This is a genomic window from Mycobacterium mantenii (assembly GCF_001667865.1).
Taxonomy (GTDB): Bacteria; Actinomycetota; Actinomycetes; order Mycobacteriales; family Mycobacteriaceae; genus Mycobacterium; species Mycobacterium mantenii_A.
Window position 1 is genome coordinate 222606 of the sequence record NZ_LZJP01000100.1, and the last position, 16628, is coordinate 239233.

A 16628-nucleotide genomic window follows, 5' to 3' on the forward strand; every position below is an offset into this window, starting at 1 on the left:
GAGCAGCGCTTTCTACTCCGCGGTGGTGATGGAGTCCCCGGTGACGCCTGCGGCCCGGCGTGCGGCGAGCCTGCGCTTCTGCGGTTCGATCGTGTAGCGGGGATCGCCGGCCGATTCCTTGCCGGCCTCGAAGAATCCGAACCTGAGCATGGCCGAGGCCGTCAGCAACGTCAGGCCGGACAACGCGGCGACGCCGCGGTGACGCCCGCCCAGCAGCGCGCCCAAACCGCCTGCGGCGGCTAGCCATTCGCTGGCCGCCAGCAGCCGGCCGGGTGTGCCGTGGTGCAGCGGTTCCCTGGTCACCGGGTCCATCCGGTACTCGGTGAACCTGGCGGAGATCAGGTCACCGATCGCGCCGATGACGGCCAACTTGCGGGCGGGCCCCGCCTCGGCGACCGGGGTGGTGATCAGCGCCAAGCCCGAGCCGGCCAGGCTGGCCGAGCTGACGAACACGAACGGCAGGTCTCGATACGCGGCATTCCAGGTCGGCGTCGCGGTGTCGGTGAGCAGCACCGCCGTGTAGACGGCCAGTGGCGCCGCGAAGACGGCGGCTTCCAGTCCGGCCGGTCCCTCCACGGCCCGCAGCACGGGGCGCAACGGGCCCAACGGAATTCGCTCGCCGGTCATCCGGTCGACCTCGGACGCCGCGGCCACCCCGATGCCGGCGGAAAAGAAGCTGAGGATCCACGAGCCGATGCTCATCGGCGAGGTCAGCTTGACCGTCCGCAGCATGTTGACGAACCGCTCGGGCCGGCCCAGGTCCTTCACCAGCGCGACCGCGCCCAGGGCCACCGCGATCAGGGCGGACAGCCTGGCGTTGCGGCGCAACGTGTTTCGTCCGGTGAGCTGGGCCCCGGCGGCCAGCAGACCCGACCCGCCGGCGACGCCGCCCAGGAACAGGTATGCCGCCACCTCGTGTCCCCACGGCGCGGGCTTGACCACCGGACGCCCGTAATAGGAGGTGAACTCGGCTTCGGGGACCATTGGCATCTCGCGTGAGCCGTCACCGCCGCCCCGGCGGCCAGCGCGCTTGCCTTTGCGGCGCCTGCCGCCCCTGGGCTCCGGCGGTCGGAAGCTGTCGAATTCCGACGTGCTCACCGGCTGCTCCAGAAAGCCCACGCGGCGGCACCGACCATGCCGGCCGCGGCCATGCTCGCCCGCTTGAACATGGTCTTGAGGTCGGCCGTGCACACCCGCGGATCGGGCGGCAGGCCGTAGACCTCCGGCTCGTCGAGCAGCAGGAACACCGAACCCGTGCCGCCCACACCGTCGCGCTCGTTGGCGCCGTAAAGCCTTGCCTCGGTACGCCCCTCGGCGTGCAGCTGCGCGACTCGCTCGCGCGCGATGTCCACCAGCTCGTCGTGGTTGCCGAACTTGATCGACGTGGTCGGGCAGGTCTGGGCGCACGCCGGCACCTGATCTTCGATCAGGCGGTCGTAGCACAGCGTGCACTTCTGGGCGACACCGGTGACGAATTCCTCCTTCGGCCGGCCCGGGCGTTCCGCCGGCGTCGCATACGTGCCGTCGCTGCGGCGTTCGACGACACCGAACGGGCAGCCCGCCACGCACGTTCCGCAGCCGTTGCAGACGTCATGCTGGACCACCACCGTGCCGAACTCGGTGCGGAACAGCGCACCCGTCGGGCAGACGTCCAGGCAACCTGCGTGCGTGCAGTGCTTGCACACGTCCGACGACATCAGCCAGCGGAACTCCGGGGTGTGCAGCGGTTGCGAAACCGGCTCCGGGTCGGCATGTTTCGCGGCGCCGGGCAGCGCGGGCATGCCGAGATTGATCAGCGCCCGCCCGGATTCACGGGCCTCTTCGATGCGGTCGCGGCCCTGCTCGATGAAGGCCACGTGCCGCCACGTGCTGGCGCCCAGCGCGCCGGTGTTGTCGTACGAGGACCCCAGCAGCTCGAGGTCGCCGTCGCGCGGGTTGCGGTTCCACTCCTTGCAGGCGACCTCGCAGGCCTTGCAGCCGATGCAGATCGACGTGTCGGTGAAAAATCCCTTGCGGGGCTTGCCTTCCGCCCAGCCGGCATCGGCGGCGGGGTCAGTCGGTTCGATCAGCTGCGCCATCAACCCTCCTCGCGAGGCTCGGTGATCCGAATATTGTCCGTCTCCACGGTCACCCCAGCCCGGGACTGGTACTCGTCGATCAGCCGCAGCAACGCCTCGCCCTGCGGGCGGCGGCCCGGACGGATGTCGCATGACCCGGCCTTGGACTCCTGGATCTGGACGTTCGGGTCGAGGGTCACGCCGAGCAGATCGTTGGCGGCATCGCCGCTCACCACCGCATCGCTGCCGACGCCCCAGTGGTAGGGCAACCCGATCTGGTGCACCGTGTGGCCGCCGACCACCAGCGGGGTCATCCGTTCGGTGACCAGCACCCGCGCCTCGATCGCGGCGCGCGGCGAGATGATCGTGGCCCATCCGTAGGGCTCGAGCCCGCGTTCGGCGGCCAGCTCCGGGGACACCTCGCAAAACATCTCGGGCTGCAGTTCGGACAGGTAGGGCAGCCATCGGCTCATCCCGCCGGCGGTGTGGTGCTCGGTGAGCCGGTAGGTGGTGAACACATACGGGTAGACGTCCACGCCGGGAGCACCCGCGCTCGGCGCCCAGAGATTGTCCTTGCGCGGGAACATGATTCGTGACGGATTCTGCTGCTGAGGGTACAGGGCGTTGGCGACCGGCGACTCCTGCGGCTCGTAGTGAGTGGGCAGCGGACCGTCCACCATGCCCTTGGGCGCGAACAGCCAAGCCTTGCCGTCGGCCTGCATGATGAACGGGTCGTCACCCGCCAGCGCATCCGGGCCGCCGACGTCCGGGTCCGGTCGGACGTGCGGGGCGCGATCGACGGGAAAGTCGGGCACGTCATCGCCGACCCAACGGGCCTGTTGTTCGTCCCACCAGATGTAGCGCTTGCGCTCGCTCCAAGGCTTGCCGTCCGGGTCGGCCGAGGCGCGGTTGTACAGAATCCGTCGGTCGGCCGGCCACGCCCAACCCCACTCCGATTGGCTGGGCGACGGGCCGCCGAGCGGCACACGGCGGGCGGCCTGGTTGACACCGTTGCCGTACACGCCGGAGTAGATCCAGCACCCGCACGACGTCGACCCGTCGGCACCCAATTCGGTGTATCCGGGAACGGGTTTGCCTGCTTGGGGCCCGGTCAGATAACAGCCGCTGATCTCGGCCAGCACCGCTGTGGGATCGGGCTCGCCATGCTCGTCGGTGGGATAGTCCCACGTCAGATCCAGCAGTGGCCGGTCGCGTTCGTCGGTGGACCCGGCCAGCCGCTGGCGGATTCGCTTGCCCAGCTCGACGAAGAACTGCAGCTCGCTCTGGCAGTCGCCGGGTGGATCGACGGCCTTGTGTCGCCACTGCACCAGGCGTTGGGTCTGGGTGAACGAACCGGCCTTTTCCACGTGCGTCGCGGCCGGGAAGAAGAACACCTCGGTGTCGATCTCCTCGGTCTTCAGCTCGCCGGACGCGATCTCCGGTCCGTCCTTCCAGAAAGTGGCCGACTCGATGAGGTTGAGGTCCCGCACCACCAACCACTTCAGGTGCGACATGCCCATGCGTTGCATCCGGCCATGTGCCGATCCGACGGCCGGGTTCTGGCCGAGCAGGAAGTACCCGTCGACCTCGTCGTCGAGCATGGACATCACCGTCTGATACGTCCCGTGCGGCCCGGACAGCCGCGGCAGGTAGTCGTAGGCCCAGTCGTTGTCCGCGCGGGCGGCATCTCCCCACCATGCCTTCAGCAGGCTGACCATGTAGGCGTCCGCGTCTGCCCAGAAACCCTTCTGGTTCTTCGGCCCGACCCTTTCGATGTAGTCACCGAACGTGTCGTGCACACCAGCTTTCGGCATCGACAGGTAGCCGGGCAGCAGGTTGAACAACGTCGGGATATCGGTGGAGCCCTGGATGGTGGCGTGTCCGCGCAGCGCCATGATGCCGCTACCCGGGCGCCCCACGTTACCCAACAGCAGCTGCAAAATTGTTGCGGTGCGGATGAATTGGGCTCCCAACGTGTGCTGCGTCCAGCCGACGGCATAGGCAAAACAGGTGGTGCGCTCGCGACCGGAGTTTTCGACGATGGTGCGGGCGAGGTAGTCGAAGTCCTCGAGGCTGATGCCGCAGACGTCCTTCACCATCTCCGGCGTATAGCGGGCGTAATGGCGCTTGACGATCTGGAACACCGAGCGCGGATGCTGCAACGACTCGTCGCGTTGCACGCGAGCATGCGGTAACGGCGGGCCACCGCTGCCGTGCACATCGCCGGCGGCCCGGGCCGAAGCACTGGACCCGTGCTCGATGTCGGCAGCTTCTTCCTCCTGGCCCGCGTACGCCCAGGTGGACAGGTCATACTGTCCCGTCTCGGTATCGAAGCCCGAGAATAGCCCGCCCAAATCCTCTGAATCACGGTACTTTTCGTTGATCAGGGTGGCCGCGTTGGTGTACGCGACGACGTAGTCCTTGAACCACAGGTCGCCAGAGATGACGTGATTGATGAGCGCGCCCAACAGCACCACGTCGGAGCCTGCCCGGATCGCCACGTGCTTGTCGCACACCGCCGAGGTGCGGGTGAAACGCGGGTCGACGTGAATCACCTTGGCGCCGCGCGCTTTCGCCTCCTCGACCCACTGGAATCCCACCGGGTGGCACTCGGCCATGTTGGAGCCCTGGATGATGATGCAGTCGGCGTTGGCCATGTCTTGCAGCGATTGGGTGGCGCCACCGCGCCCGAAGGAGGTCCCCAGACCGGGAACCGTGGAGCTGTGTCAAATACGAGCTTGGTTCTCGATCTGAATGGCGCCGGCGGCGGTGAAGAGCTTCTTGATGATGTAGTTCTCTTCGTTGTCCAGCGTGGCGCCGCCGAGCGCGGCGATCTTCATCGTGCGGCGCAGTGGGTGGCCCTTCTTGTCGATGTCCTGCCAGGCGTGGCGGCGGGCCTCGACGAAGCGATCGGCCACCATGTCGATGGCGGTGTCCAGCTCGAGCGGCTGCCATTCGGTCGCCCGCGGCGCGCGGTAGAGCACCTGCATTTGCCGGCCTGGCGAGTTGACCAGCTGTTCGCTCGCAGCGCCCTTGGGGCACAACCGCCCTCGTGAGATCGGTGAATCGGGGTCGCCCTCGATCTGCACGACCCGCTCGTCCTTGACGTACACCCGCTGCCCGCAGCCGACGGCGCAGTAGGGACAGATGCTCTGCACGACGCGGTCGGCGGTGGTGGTGCGCGGGGCCAGCGTGCGGGTGTGCTCGGAGGTGACGGCCGACCCGCGGCCGAGCTTGTCCGTCGACCGCAGCTGACGCAGAACGGGCCACTCCAGGAAAAGCTTGCGCATCGTCTTTTTCGGGGCCATGCCCCTAAGCCTAGTGCGCGCGGCCGAAACCGCCCGTTCAGCGCACCACAATCGTGTGCTCGCCGCGCGGTACCAGTTCGCCGATGACGGGCGCCCCCGGGATCTCGCCGGCGATCAGCAGACCACCGGAGGTCTGCGCGTCGGCCAGCAACAGGGCGTCGTCGGAGCCCACGGCGGACAGGTCGATGTGCGGCGCCACCCAGTCCAGGTTCCGCCGGGTGCCGCCGGACAGGTAGCCGGCGGCCAGCGCCTCGCGCGCGCCGTCCAGGTACGGGACCGCCGCCGAGTCGACCACCGCCGTCACGCCGCTGGCCCGCGCCAGCTTGTGCAGATGTCCGAGCAGACCGAAACCCGTTACGTCGGTGGCACATTCGACGCCAGCCGCCAGCGCCACCGTGGCCGCGGCGGCGTTGAGCGTGGTCATCACCGCGACCGCCTCCTCGAAGCGCTCCCCGGTGGCCTTGTGCCTGTTGTTCAGCACTCCGACACCGAGCGGCTTGGTCAGCGACAGCGGCGTCCCGGGCTTACCGGAATCATTGCGCAGCAAGCGGTTTGGGTCGGCGATCCCGGTGACCGCCAGTCCGTACTTCGGTTCGGGATCGTCGACGCTGTGCCCACCGGCCAAATGGCAGCCGGCCAGGGCGCACACGTCGCGCCCGCCGCGCAGCGTCTCGGCGGCCAGCTCGAACGGCAACACGTCGCGCGGCCAGCCCAGCAGATTCACCGCAACCACCGGGCGCCCGCCCATCGCGTAGACATCGGACAACGCGTTGGTCGCCGCGATCCGGCCCCAGTCGTAGGCGTCGTCCACCACCGGGGTGAAGAAGTCCGTCGTCGCGATCAGCGCCGTACCGTCCTGAATCCGCACCACCGCCGCGTCGTCGCCGTTGTCCAGCCCCACCAGCAGCTCCCCGATCGCGTCGCGCGGCGGGTTCGATCCCAGCCCGCGGACGACGTCCTCGAGCTCGCCGGGCGGGATCTTGCAGGCGCAGCCACCACCGTGGGCGTATTGAGTCAGTCGGTACGTCACGGCGTCCATGGTGCCCGCGCCGCGGCGGCTGCGACAATTGGCGCCATGGCTCAAGGAGGCGTGTCCGGTCTGGTGACCGGCGCGGTCTTCAAAACCGTGGAACGGCAGGCGCTGCCGTTGGCGGGTTCAATTCCCGTCCGCCTCCGCCATGACCTTTCGGGCCCGGCATGAGCGACCCGCGCCGACGGGTGCCCGGCACCGACACGCTGCTCGCCGATCCGCGCCTGGCCGCCGCGCAGCGCGTGCTGGGCCGCGCACTGGTGAAGTCGGTGATCTCCGTGGCCCAGCAGCGGGCGCGCGCCGGAGAAATTCCACCCGAGCAGGTCGCCGAGCACGCCGTCGCCGCACTTCCCGCCACCGCCTCGAGCCTGCGTCCGGTCATCAACGCCACCGGCGTGGTGGTGCACACCAACCTGGGTCGCGCCCCGCTGTCGCGGGCCGCGCTGGACGCGGTGGTCGCCGCGGGCGGCGCCACGGATGTGGAGTTCGACCTGGCGACCGGGCGGCGCGCGCGGCGCGGCCGGGGTGCGCTGGCCGCGCTGGCCGGCGCGGTCCCGACCGCCGGCGGGGTGCACGTGGTGAACAACAACGCGGCCGCGCTGCTGCTGGCCGCCATGACGCTGGCCCCCGGCAAGGAGATCGTGCTCAGCCGCGGCGAACTCGTCGAAATCGGCGACGGGTTCCGCATCCCCGAGCTACTGGAATCCACCGGATCGCGGCTGCGCGAAGTCGGCACCACCAACCGCACCAGCCTGCGCGACTACACCGAGGCGCTCGGACCGCAGACCGGTTTCGTGCTGAAGGTGCATCCGTCCAACTTCCACGTCACCGGATTCACCTCGGCGGTCGACGTCGCCACGCTGGCGCCGGACCTGCGCAAGCGCGGCGTCCCGCTGGTGGTCGACATCGGTTCCGGCCTGTTGTCGCCGCATCCGGTGCTGCCCGACGAGCCGGACGCGACCTCGATGCTGGCCGACGGCGCCGACCTGGTCACCGCCAGCGGGGACAAACTGCTGGGCGGGCCGCAGGCCGGGCTGCTCTTCGGTCGGGCGGAGCTGATCGATCGGATTCGCCGCCATCCTGCGGCCCGCGCCCTGCGGGTGGACAAGCTGACGCTCGCCGCGCTGGAGGCAACGCTGCTCGGACCGCCCCCGCCGGTCGCGCAGGCGCTGGCCGCCGACGCCACCCGGCTGCGCGCCCGGGCCGAGGCGCTGGCCGCCGGGCTGCCCGCGAACACCGGGGCCGTGGCGGTTGACTGCGTCGCGGCCGTCGGCGGCGGCGGGGCACCCGGCGTCGAACTGCCCAGCGCCGCGGTGAGCCTGCCCGAGTCCTATGCGGCCGCGCTGCGTCTGGGCAGTCCGCCGGTCGTCGGACGCCTGGAGGGCGGCCGGTGCCTGCTCGACCTGTGCACGGTGCCGCCCGAGGACGACGAGCTGCTGGCCGCGGCGGTGCGGGCGTGTTCGTCCTAGCCACCGCCGGGCACGTCGATCACGGTAAATCGACTCTGCTGCAACGCATTACAGGTATGTGGCCGGATCGGCTGGCCGAGGAACAGCGCCGCGGCCTGACCATCGATCTGGGCTTCGCCTGGGCCGAGCTCGAGGGGCGCCAGGTCGCGTTCGTCGACGTGCCCGGCCATGAGCGGTTCGTGGCCAACATGCTGGCCGGCGTCGGCGCGGTCCCGGCGGTGGTGTTCGTCGTCGCCGCCACCGAGGGCTGGATGCCGCAGTCGGAGGAACATCTGGCCGCGCTGGACGCGCTCGGCGTCCGCCACGGGCTGCTGGTGATCAGCAAGGCCGATCTCGCCGATCCGGGTCCGGCCGTCACGCAGGCGTCGGAAAGGCTTGGCACCACCTCGCTTGCCGGCGCGCCCGTCGCGATCGGCACCGACCTCGACAGGGTGCGCGCCGAGCTGGTGGCGCTGACCGACCGGCTGCCCGCGCCGGACCCCGGCGCCGACGTGCGGCTGTGGATCGACCGCAGCTTCACCGTCCGGGGCGCGGGCACCGTCGTCACCGGCACCCTGGCCGCCGGCACGGTGCGGGTGGGCGACGAACTCGAGCACGCCGGGCGGCGTGTCACCGTGCGCGGGCTGCAATCGTTGGGCCGCAACCATTCCGAGGTCGGCGCGGTCGCCAGGGTCGCGCTGAACCTGCGCGGGGTCGACCGGCACGACATCGGTCGCGGGGACACCGTACGCACGCCGGCGGCCTGGCTGGACACCGCGGAGATCGACGTCGCCCTGCGCGCGGCGGGGACTTTGCACCGCCAGCTCGTGCTGCACATCGGGTCGGCTGCCGTGCCGGTGCAGGTGCGCCGGCTAGGGACCGCGTCGGCGCGGCTGCGGCTGGCGAGGCCGCTGCCGTTGCGGGTGGGAGACGTCGGGTTGCTGCGCGACCCCGGACAGCACCGGATCGCGGCGGGAATCGAAGTGCTCGACGTCCGCCCGCCCGGGTTGCGGCGGCGCGGCGCGGCGCGCGTCCGCGCCGCGGAGCTGGCGACCGGGCAGGTGCGGGCGCCGGACTTCGCGCGCGCCGCCGACCTGCGCGCCATGGGTCTGCCGCCGCGCGGGCAGCGGGTGGGCGACTGGGTGGTGGACCCGCAGTGGTGGGCGGCCCGGCGCGAGGACGCGACCGCGGCGGTGCACCGCTGGGCGGGCGATCACGACATCGCGGCGGGCATGCCGCTGGAGACGCTGCGCCAGCGGATCGGGTTGCCCGCCGCCGAACTCGTGCCGACGTTGCTCGAAGGCACCGGTCTGGTGCTGGCCGACGGGCTGGTCCGCCCGCCCGGTGCGGGCCTGCCGGCCCGCGTCGACAAGGCCGTGGCCACGGTCGAGGAGTGGCTGGCCGCCGAGCCGTTCCGGGCGCCCGAGGCCGACGAGCTCGCCGAGCTGAGGCTGGGTCCCCGGGAGCTGGCCGCGGCGGTGCGGGCCGGGCGCCTGACGCGGATCGCGGACGGGGTGGTGCTGGGGCCCGACGCGCTGGACCGGGCCGCCGGCGTGCTGGCGACGCTGCCGCAACCGTTCACGGTCAGCGAGGCGCGCCGCGCGCTGGACACCACCCGGCGGGTGGCGGTGCCGCTGCTGGAACAGCTCGATGCCCGGCGTGTGACGCGCCGCGGCGACGACGGAACCCGGGTCCTGGTCTGAGCGGGGCGGTTACAGCCGCTCTTTGACGGCGGCCGAGAGGCGAGCGCCGTCGGCCTTGCCGGCGGCGATCGCGGTGGCGGCCTTCATAACCATGCCCATCTGTTTCATGCCCGGCCGCTCGCCGATTTCCTCGGCGACCTGGGCGATCGCGGTATCGGCGACGTCGGCCACCTCGGCCTCGGTGAGCGGGGTGGGCAGGTACTCGTCGATGATCCGCCCCTCGGCGTGCTCGTTTGCGGCGAGCTCTCCGCGTCCGTTCTGGGTGTAGATCTCCGCGGCTTCGCTCCGCTTGCGCGATTCCTTGGCCAGTACCTTGATGACTTCCTCGTCGGTGAGGTCTTTGGCCTGCTTACCGGAAACTTCCTCGGTCTGGATCGCGGCGAGCAGCATGCGCAGGGTGGCCGTTCGCAGCTTGTCCTGGGCCTTCATCGCCGCGGTCAGGTCCGCCCGGAGCCGGGATTTGAGTTCCGCCATGGGTGAGACGCTACGCGCCGGGCGCGGGGTCAAGATTGTGAAATGCCCCGACCGTCGACAGGATGGAGCCCATGACGAACGACGCGCCCGGCCGCAGGGCTGGTTTGACGGGCCGCTGCACTCGGTGAGCGCGCCGCCGCCTGGTTATCCGGCCGGTCCGCCACCGGCATACGGCCCACAACCTGAATACGGTCCACCCGCGGCGTATGGCCCGCCATCGGCCTACGGTCCACCACCGGCGTATGGCCCGCCGCCCGGCCATCAGCCGCCGTCCGGCTATGGCCCCCCGCCGGGCTACGGGCCACCACCCGGCTACGGGCCCCCGCCGGGTTACGGGCCCCCGCCGGGTTACGGGCCCCCGCCGGGTTACGGGCCCCCGCCGGGTTACGGCACACCGCCGGGCTACGGAGCCGTCAAACCCGGGATCATCCCGTTGCGGCCGCTGACGCTCGGCGACATCTTCAACGGCGCGGTCGGCTACGTGCGGGCGAACCCGAAAGCGACGCTGGGGCTGACCGCCATCGTCGTGGTGATCATGCAGATCGTCACCAAGGTCGCGTTCTTCGGGCCGCTCGCCGCCGCCGACAGGTTCACCTCCGATCGGCCCGGCGAACTGAGCTCGGGCGCCCTTGGGGCCTGGACCGCGTCGGTGGGCGGCGGCATCCTCGTCGGCTGGCTGGGCGGCATGCTGCTGTCCGGGATGCTCACCGTCATCGTCGGGCGGGCGGTATTCGGGTCCCCGATCACCATCGGCGAAACCTGGCAAAAGATCCGCGGGCGACTGCTGGCCCTGCTCGGTCTGGCCCTGCTGGAAGCCGTTGTGGTGGCGGCCCTCGCGGGGCTGGTCGCGGTGATCATCGGGGTGCTGGCGGCGATCGGCAGTGCGGCCGCGGCCGTGGTGCTGGGCATCCCGCTGGTGCTCGTCGTCCTCGCGTTGCTGGTGTACCTGTACACGGTGGTGCTGTTCGCCCCGGTGCTGATCGTGCTGGAGCGGCTGCCCGTCATGGACGCGGTCACCCGATCGTTCAAGCTGGTGCGCAACGGCTTCTGGCGGGTGCTGGGCATCCGGGTGCTCGCGTTTCTGGTGACTTCCGTCGTCGCCAATGCCGTCGCGGTGCCGTTCAGCCTCGTCGGCCAGTTCTTCCAGATCACCTCGTCGGGCACGGCGTTCCTGGTCAGCACGGCGATCCTCTCGGTGGGGGCGGCGATCGGCGAGATCATCACCGCGCCGTTCAACGCGGGGGTCATCGTCTTGCTCTACACCGACCGCCGGATGCGCGCCGAGGCGTTCGATCTGGTGCTGCAGAGCGGGGCCGCCCACGGGCCCTACGCGGCCGCGTCCACCGACAACCTCTGGCTGACCCGGCCCCTGTAGGCCGAGCGAGGACTGGCTGAGGAATGCCCTCCATCGACATCGACCGCGATGCCGCACACCGCGCCGCGCAGGAAGAGCTCGACAAACCGATCTACTCCAAGGGCTCGGCGCGGGAACATTTCGTCGACTGGCTCAACGACCTGATCTACCGACTGCTGCAGAAGACCTCCTCGATACCGGGCGGATGGCTCACCGCCACCGTGCTTTTCATCCTGCTCGTGATCGCGGTGATCGCCGGCGTCTATCTCCTGCGGCGCACCATGCGCACCCGCCGGGGCGGCGACTACTCGTTGTTCGAAGCCGCCCAACTGACTGCCGCCCAGCATCGTGCGACCGCCGAAAACTATGCGACCGACGGTAATTGGGCCGCGGCGATTCGCCACCGGCTGCGCGCCGTGGCCCGCCAGCTCGAAGAGACCGGGGTGCTGACCGCGGCCCCCGGCCGGACGGCCAACGAGCTGGCCCGCGACGCCGGCGCCGCGTTACCACACCTGGCCAGCGAATTAACGCAAGCGGCAACGGCTTTCAATGACGTTACGTACGGCGAGCAACCCGGTACCCAGGCCGCCTACCAGATGATCGCCGACCTGGACGACCACCTGCGCTCGCGCTGGCAGGGCGGTCCGCCGGAACCCGGCCAACCCGCAGCGCACGAGTCGTGGGCGCAGGTGCGGTGATGGCGACGACCACCGGTGCCCGCCCCGAAACGCCACCGCGCCGCCTGCGCTCCTGGCGTTGGGTGCTGGTCACACTGCTGGTGCTCGCCGTCATCGCCGGCGTCGACGCGTATCTGACCGCGCCGCGGCCCGGCGCCCGCATGGACCCGGCGTCGACCGGCCCCGACGGTGCCCACGCGCTGGTGGAGCTGTTGCGCGACGGCGGAGTCGATGTCGTCGTGGCCAACAACATCGCCGACGTCGAACACGCGGCGCGCCCAGATTCGCTGATCCTGGTGGCCCAGAGCCAGTACCTCACCGACACGCTGCTGGACCGGTTGGGCAACGTCGGATCGGACCTGCTGCTGGTGGAACCGACCACCCGGACCCGCGAGGCGCTGCTGCCTGGCGTACGGGTCTCCGGGGCCAACGGTTTCGACCTCGACCCGAATTGCACTCTGCGCGAAGCCGTTCGCGCCGGGTCGGTCCGGTTCGGGGCGAGCAACACCTACGACTCCGAAGACGGCCGCGCGATGACCCGCTGCTACGACGGCGCGCTGATCCGCTTCCGCGACGGCGGACGCACCATCACGGCCGTCGGCAGCACCGACTTCATGACCAACGGCAGCCTGCTGCAGGCGGGCAACGCCGCGCTGGCGATGAACCTCGCCGGCGACCGGCCCCGGCTCATCTGGTACGCGCCACACCGTGTCGAGGGTGAATCCTCGGCCAACGCAACGCTTTTCCAGCTGATTCCGCCGAACGTCGTCTGGATCATCGGGCAACTGGCGCTGGTGGTGCTGCTGGTCGCCGTGTGGAAGGGCCGCCGGCCCGGACCACTGGTGGCCGAGGAGCTACCCGTGGTGGTGCGCGCCTCGGAGACCGTCGAGGGCCGCGGCCGGCTGTACCGGTCCCGACGGGCACGCGATCGCGCGGCCGCCGCGTTGCGCACCGCCACGCTGCACCGGCTGCTGCCGCGGCTCGGCCTGGGCGCGGGCGCTTCGCCGGTGGCGGTGGTGACCACCGCGGCCCAGCGCATCGGATCCGATCCGGCGTTCGTCTCCTACCATCTGTTCGGTCCGCCCCCGACGACCGACCACGACCTGTTACAACTTGCCCGTGCGCTCGACGACATCGAAAGGCAGGTCGCACACCCGTGACACAACCCTCTACCGCCCAGTCCCCCACCGCCGAATCGGCACGCGAGGCGCTGCTGGCATTGCGCGGCGAGCTCGCCAAGGCTGTCGTCGGACAGGAGGGCGTGGTCAGCGGCCTGGTGATCGCGCTGCTGTGCCGCGGCCATGTGCTGCTGGAAGGCGTTCCGGGAGTGGCGAAGACGCTACTGGTCCGGGCGCTGGCCGCGGCGCTGCAGCTGGAATTCAAGCGGGTCCAGTTCACTCCCGACCTGATGCCCGGTGACGTGACGGGTTCACTGGTGTACGACGCGCGCACCGCCGCGTTCGTGTTCCGTCCGGGGCCGGTGTTCACCAACCTGCTGCTGGCCGACGAGATCAACCGGACCCCGCCCAAGACCCAGGCCGCGCTGCTGGAGGCGATGGAAGAGCGCCAGGTCAGCGTCGACGGCGAACCGCAGCCGCTGCCCGACCCGTTCATCGTGGCCGCGACCCAGAACCCGGTCGAATACGAGGGCACCTATCAGTTACCCGAGGCCCAGCTGGACCGCTTTCTGCTCAAGCTGAATGTGTCGCTGCCGCCGCGGGACGCCGAGATCGCCATCCTGCACCGGCACGCGCACGGCTTCGATCCGCGCGATCTGTCGGCGATCAAGCCGGTGGCCGGGGCCGCCGACCTGGCCGCCGGCCGCGACGCCGTACAACACGTGCTGGTTGCCGACGAGGTGCTGGGCTACATCGTCGACATCGTCGGGGCCACCCGCTCCTCGCCCGCGCTGCAACTGGGGGTGTCTCCCCGCGGGGCGACCGCGCTGCTGGCGACGGCGCGCTCCTGGTCCTGGCTGTCCGGTCGCAACTACGTCACTCCCGACGACGTGAAGGCCATGGCCCGCCCGACGCTGCGGCACCGGGTGATGCTGCGGCCCGAGGCCGAACTCGAAGGGGCCACCCCCGACGGGGTGCTCGACGGAATCCTGGCGTCGGTTCCGGTGCCACGCTAGTGGTCCTGACCGGGCGCACCGGGCTGGTCGCACTCATCTGCGTCCTGCCCATCGCGCTGTCGCCCTCGCCGGCAACGACTTTCGCGGCTCTGCTGATAACACTGGTGATCGCGGTCCTCCTCGACGTCGTGCTGGCGGCCAGCACCGCCCGGTTGCGCTACGTGCGTACCCCGGACCGCTCCGCCCGGCTGGGGCAGCAGGTGGATTGCGGGCTGCTGATCCACAACGACGGGCCGCGCCGGTTCCGCGGCCAGATCCGCGATGCCTGGCCGCCCAGCGCCGGAGCGCGGCCGCGCATCCATCCCATCGACATCCCCGCCGGGCAACACCAGCACGTCCAGACCCAACTACAGCCGGTCCGCCGCGGCGACCAGCGAGCTACCGTGGTGACCGCCCGATCGATCGGCCCGCTGGGCTTGGCGGGACGGCAAGGTTCGCGACCGGTGCCCGGCCAGCTGCGGGTGCTGCCCCCATTTCTCGCCCGCAAGCACCTGCCGTCGCGGCTGGCCAAGCTGCGGGAGATCGACGGCCTGCTGCCCACGCTGGTACGCGGGCAGGGAACCGAATTCGATTCGCTGCGCGAGTATGTCGTCGGTGACGACGTGCGCTCGATCGACTGGCGCGCCACCGCGCGTCGCGCCGATGTGGTGGTGCGCACCTGGCGACCCGAACGCGACCGGCGGGTGGTGATCGTGCTCGACACGGGCCGCACCGCGGCGGGTCGGGTGGGCGTGGACCCGACCGCTTCCGATCCGGCGGGCTGGCCGCGGCTGGACTGGTCGATGGACGCCGCCCTGCTGCTGGCGGCCCTCGCGTCGCGGGCCGGGGACCATGTCGACTTCCTCGCGCACGACCGGGTGAGCCGGGCCGGGGTGTTCGGCGCCTCGCGTACCGAACTGCTCGCCCAACTGGTCGATGCAATGGCGCCCCTGCAGCCAGCCCTTCTCGAATCTGATTGGCGGGCAATGGTTTCCGCCATCACCCGGCGCGCCCGCCGGCGGTCCTTGGTGGTGCTGCTGACCGACCTCAACGCGCCCGCCCTCGCCGAGGGCCTGCTGCCCGTGCTGCCGCAGCTGTCGGTCAGGCATCACCTGCTGCTGGCCGCGGTCTCCGACCCCCGCGTCGACCAGATGGCGGCCGGGCGGTCGGATGCCGCGGCGGTATACGACGCGGCGGCCGCCGAACGCTCCCGCAATGATCGCGGCGCGATCGCCGCCCGGCTGCGCAGCAGCGGCGTGGAGGTCGTCGACGCCCCGCCCGCCGAACTGGCACCCGCCCTTGCCGATCGCTATCTGGCGATGAAGGCGACGGGCCGGCTGTAGTTCGCACCGCGAGACTGCAACTGCCGACGCATTTCCCGAGTACGGCCGTCGGTACTTGCAGTCTCGCGCCACTCAGCCCGTGGGAACCACGTCCGGCGCGTCTTGCATGTCACCGCTTTCGCCGGCCTTCACACCGCGCCGGCCGAAGTAGACGATGTAGGACAGGAACGCCACCTCGGCGAGTACGCCGATGGCGACCCGCACGAACGTCGGCAACGGCGACGGCGTCACCAGCGCTTCGATCAACCCGGACACCAGGAGCACCGCAACCAGACCCACGGCGACCGAGACGACGGCGCGGCCCTGTTCGGCCAGCACCTGCCCGCGGGGGCGGTCTCCGGGCGAGATCACCGACCACCCCAGCCGCATTCCCGTTGCGCCCGAGAGGAATACCGCCGTGAGCTCCAGCAGTCCGTGCGGGAGAAGCAGCCCGAGCAGCAGCGCACCCTTGCCGGCCGGAAACATCAGGCCGGCAATGACTCCCAGGTTGGCGGCGTTCTGAAACAACACGAAGGGGATCGGCAGTCCCAGCACCACCGACAGTGCGATGCACTGGGCCGACACCCAGGAGTTGTTGACCCAGATCTGCAACGCGAACGCTGCGGCGGGATGTTCGCTGTAGTACGACTCGACATCATGATTGACCAATTGCTGGATGTCACTGGGTGTTCCGATGGCGGACTGCACGTCGGGGCTGCCGGCGACCCATAGCGCGACGATCACGACCACGGCGAAGAACGCCGCCGCCGTGGCCAGCCACCACCGCCAGGTGCGGTACGCCACGACCGGAAAAGACACCGTCCAGAACCGGGTGAACGCACTACTGAGCGGCGCGTGGGCGCCGGTTACCGCCGAACGCGCCCGCGCCACCAGACTCGAGAGCCGACCGACCAACACCGAATCCGACGAGGCCGAGCGCAGCATCGACAAATGGGTGGAGACCCGCTGGTAGAGCTCGACGAGCTCATCGATTTCCGCGCCGGACAGCGACCGGCGCTTCCCGACCAATCGGTCGAGGCGGTCCCAGGTCGGGCGATGGGCCAGCACGAATGCATCGACATCCACCCTGGGCAGCCTAATCGCAACCGCGGCCCGGCAAAGTGCGGCCGGCCACACGCGCC

Annotated in this window: 13 protein-coding genes and 1 tRNA gene; 8 read left to right on the forward strand and 6 right to left on the reverse strand. The window is 70.5% G+C overall.

The window, feature by feature from the left end; genetic code table 11:
- Positions 1-12 precede the first annotated feature (12 nt).
- The 4 genes from nrfD to selD are packed head-to-tail and all read right to left on the reverse strand — an operon-like array spanning position 13 to position 6404.
- Positions 13-1098 carry an NrfD/PsrC family molybdoenzyme membrane anchor subunit gene (gene nrfD / locus A5688_RS18560; RefSeq protein WP_067908009.1) on the reverse strand — a complete coding sequence of 362 codons (1086 nt, stop codon included), beginning with the start codon at positions 1096-1098 and terminating at the stop codon, positions 13-15.
- Complete coding sequence (locus A5688_RS18565; protein WP_067907985.1) at positions 1095-2078, reverse strand: 4Fe-4S dicluster domain-containing protein; 984 nt, start codon at positions 2076-2078, stop codon at positions 1095-1097. Before A5688_RS18565 ends, nrfD begins: the two co-directional genes overlap by 4 nt.
- Complete coding sequence (gene fdh / locus A5688_RS18570; RefSeq protein WP_165606904.1) at positions 2078-5347, reverse strand: formate dehydrogenase; 3270 nt, start codon at positions 5345-5347, stop codon at positions 2078-2080. The genes A5688_RS18565 and fdh overlap by 1 nt, the downstream gene beginning before the upstream one ends.
- A 55-nt stretch (positions 5348-5402) precedes the next feature.
- Complete coding sequence (gene selD, locus A5688_RS18580; protein WP_431602637.1) at positions 5403-6404, reverse strand: selenide, water dikinase SelD; 1002 nt, start codon at positions 6402-6404, stop codon at positions 5403-5405.
- 45 nt (positions 6405-6449) lie between these two features.
- On the opposite strand from selD, the gene A5688_RS18585 reads away from it, so the two are divergent.
- From A5688_RS18585 to A5688_RS18595, 3 genes are all read left to right on the forward strand, one after another.
- Positions 6450-6544: transfer RNA gene (locus A5688_RS18585), tRNA-Sec, on the forward strand.
- An 18-nt stretch (positions 6545-6562) separates the two neighbouring features.
- Positions 6563-7864 carry an L-seryl-tRNA(Sec) selenium transferase gene (selA, locus tag A5688_RS18590; protein WP_067907987.1) on the forward strand — a complete coding sequence of 434 codons (1302 nt, stop codon included), beginning with the start codon at positions 6563-6565 and terminating at the stop codon, positions 7862-7864.
- Positions 7852-9546 carry a selenocysteine-specific translation elongation factor gene (locus A5688_RS18595; protein WP_067907990.1) on the forward strand — a complete coding sequence of 565 codons (1695 nt, stop codon included), beginning with the start codon at positions 7852-7854 and terminating at the stop codon, positions 9544-9546. The genes selA and A5688_RS18595 overlap by 13 nt, the downstream gene beginning before the upstream one ends.
- Before the next feature lie 9 nt (positions 9547-9555).
- Here A5688_RS18595 and A5688_RS18600 read toward each other — a convergent pair whose 3' ends face one another.
- Positions 9556-10020, reverse strand: coding sequence for a GatB/YqeY domain-containing protein (locus tag A5688_RS18600; protein ID WP_067831941.1), 465 nt, complete (start codon positions 10018-10020; stop codon positions 9556-9558).
- On the opposite strand from A5688_RS18600, the gene A5688_RS18605 reads away from it, so the two are divergent.
- From A5688_RS18605 to A5688_RS18625, 5 genes are read left to right on the forward strand one after another with little or no spacing between them, the layout of a single operon-like run.
- Positions 10019-11395: a hypothetical protein gene (locus A5688_RS18605; protein WP_207546693.1), complete on the forward strand. Its 1377-nt coding sequence runs from the start codon at positions 10019-10021 to the stop codon at positions 11393-11395. The genes A5688_RS18600 and A5688_RS18605 overlap by 2 nt on opposite strands.
- Positions 11396-11418: 23 nt before the next feature.
- Positions 11419-12072 carry a DUF4129 domain-containing protein gene (locus tag A5688_RS18610; protein ID WP_067907998.1) on the forward strand — a complete coding sequence of 218 codons (654 nt, stop codon included), beginning with the start codon at positions 11419-11421 and terminating at the stop codon, positions 12070-12072.
- Positions 12072-13211: a DUF4350 domain-containing protein gene (locus A5688_RS18615; RefSeq protein WP_067908015.1), complete on the forward strand. Its 1140-nt coding sequence runs from the start codon at positions 12072-12074 to the stop codon at positions 13209-13211. The genes A5688_RS18610 and A5688_RS18615 overlap by 1 nt, the downstream gene beginning before the upstream one ends.
- Positions 13208-14185 (forward strand): AAA family ATPase, encoded by a 978-nt coding sequence (locus tag A5688_RS18620; RefSeq protein WP_067831949.1) that lies wholly within the window; start codon positions 13208-13210, stop codon positions 14183-14185. The genes A5688_RS18615 and A5688_RS18620 overlap by 4 nt, the downstream gene beginning before the upstream one ends.
- Positions 14185-15507 carry a DUF58 domain-containing protein gene (locus A5688_RS18625; protein WP_067831951.1) on the forward strand — a complete coding sequence of 441 codons (1323 nt, stop codon included), beginning with the start codon at positions 14185-14187 and terminating at the stop codon, positions 15505-15507. The genes A5688_RS18620 and A5688_RS18625 overlap by 1 nt, the downstream gene beginning before the upstream one ends.
- Positions 15508-15579: 72 nt before the next feature.
- On the opposite strand, the gene A5688_RS18630 is transcribed toward A5688_RS18625, so the two are convergent.
- Positions 15580-16572, reverse strand: coding sequence for a stage II sporulation protein M (locus tag A5688_RS18630; protein ID WP_067831953.1), 993 nt, complete (start codon positions 16570-16572; stop codon positions 15580-15582).
- Positions 16573-16628 lie beyond the last annotated feature (56 nt).

Bases quoted from the DNA above. Each gene is read 5' to 3' on its own strand.
- A5688_RS18605 (WP_207546693.1), top strand. From the start codon at position 10,019: ATGGGTGAGACGCTACGCGCCGGGCGCGGGGTCAAGATTGTGAAATGC.
- A5688_RS18600 (WP_067831941.1), bottom strand. From the start codon at position 10,020: ATGGCGGAACTCAAATCCCGGCTCCGGGCGGACCTGACCGCGGCGATG.
- selD (WP_431602637.1), bottom strand. From the start codon at position 6,404: ATGGACGCCGTGACGTACCGACTGACTCAATACGCCCACGGTGGTGGC.
- A5688_RS18565 (WP_067907985.1), bottom strand. From the start codon at position 2,078: ATGGCGCAGCTGATCGAACCGACTGACCCCGCCGCCGATGCCGGCTGG.
- A5688_RS18615 (WP_067908015.1), top strand. From the start codon at position 12,072: ATGGCGACGACCACCGGTGCCCGCCCCGAAACGCCACCGCGCCGCCTG.
- A5688_RS18610 (WP_067907998.1), top strand. From the start codon at position 11,419: ATGCCCTCCATCGACATCGACCGCGATGCCGCACACCGCGCCGCGCAG.
- selA (WP_067907987.1), top strand. From the start codon at position 6,563: ATGAGCGACCCGCGCCGACGGGTGCCCGGCACCGACACGCTGCTCGCC.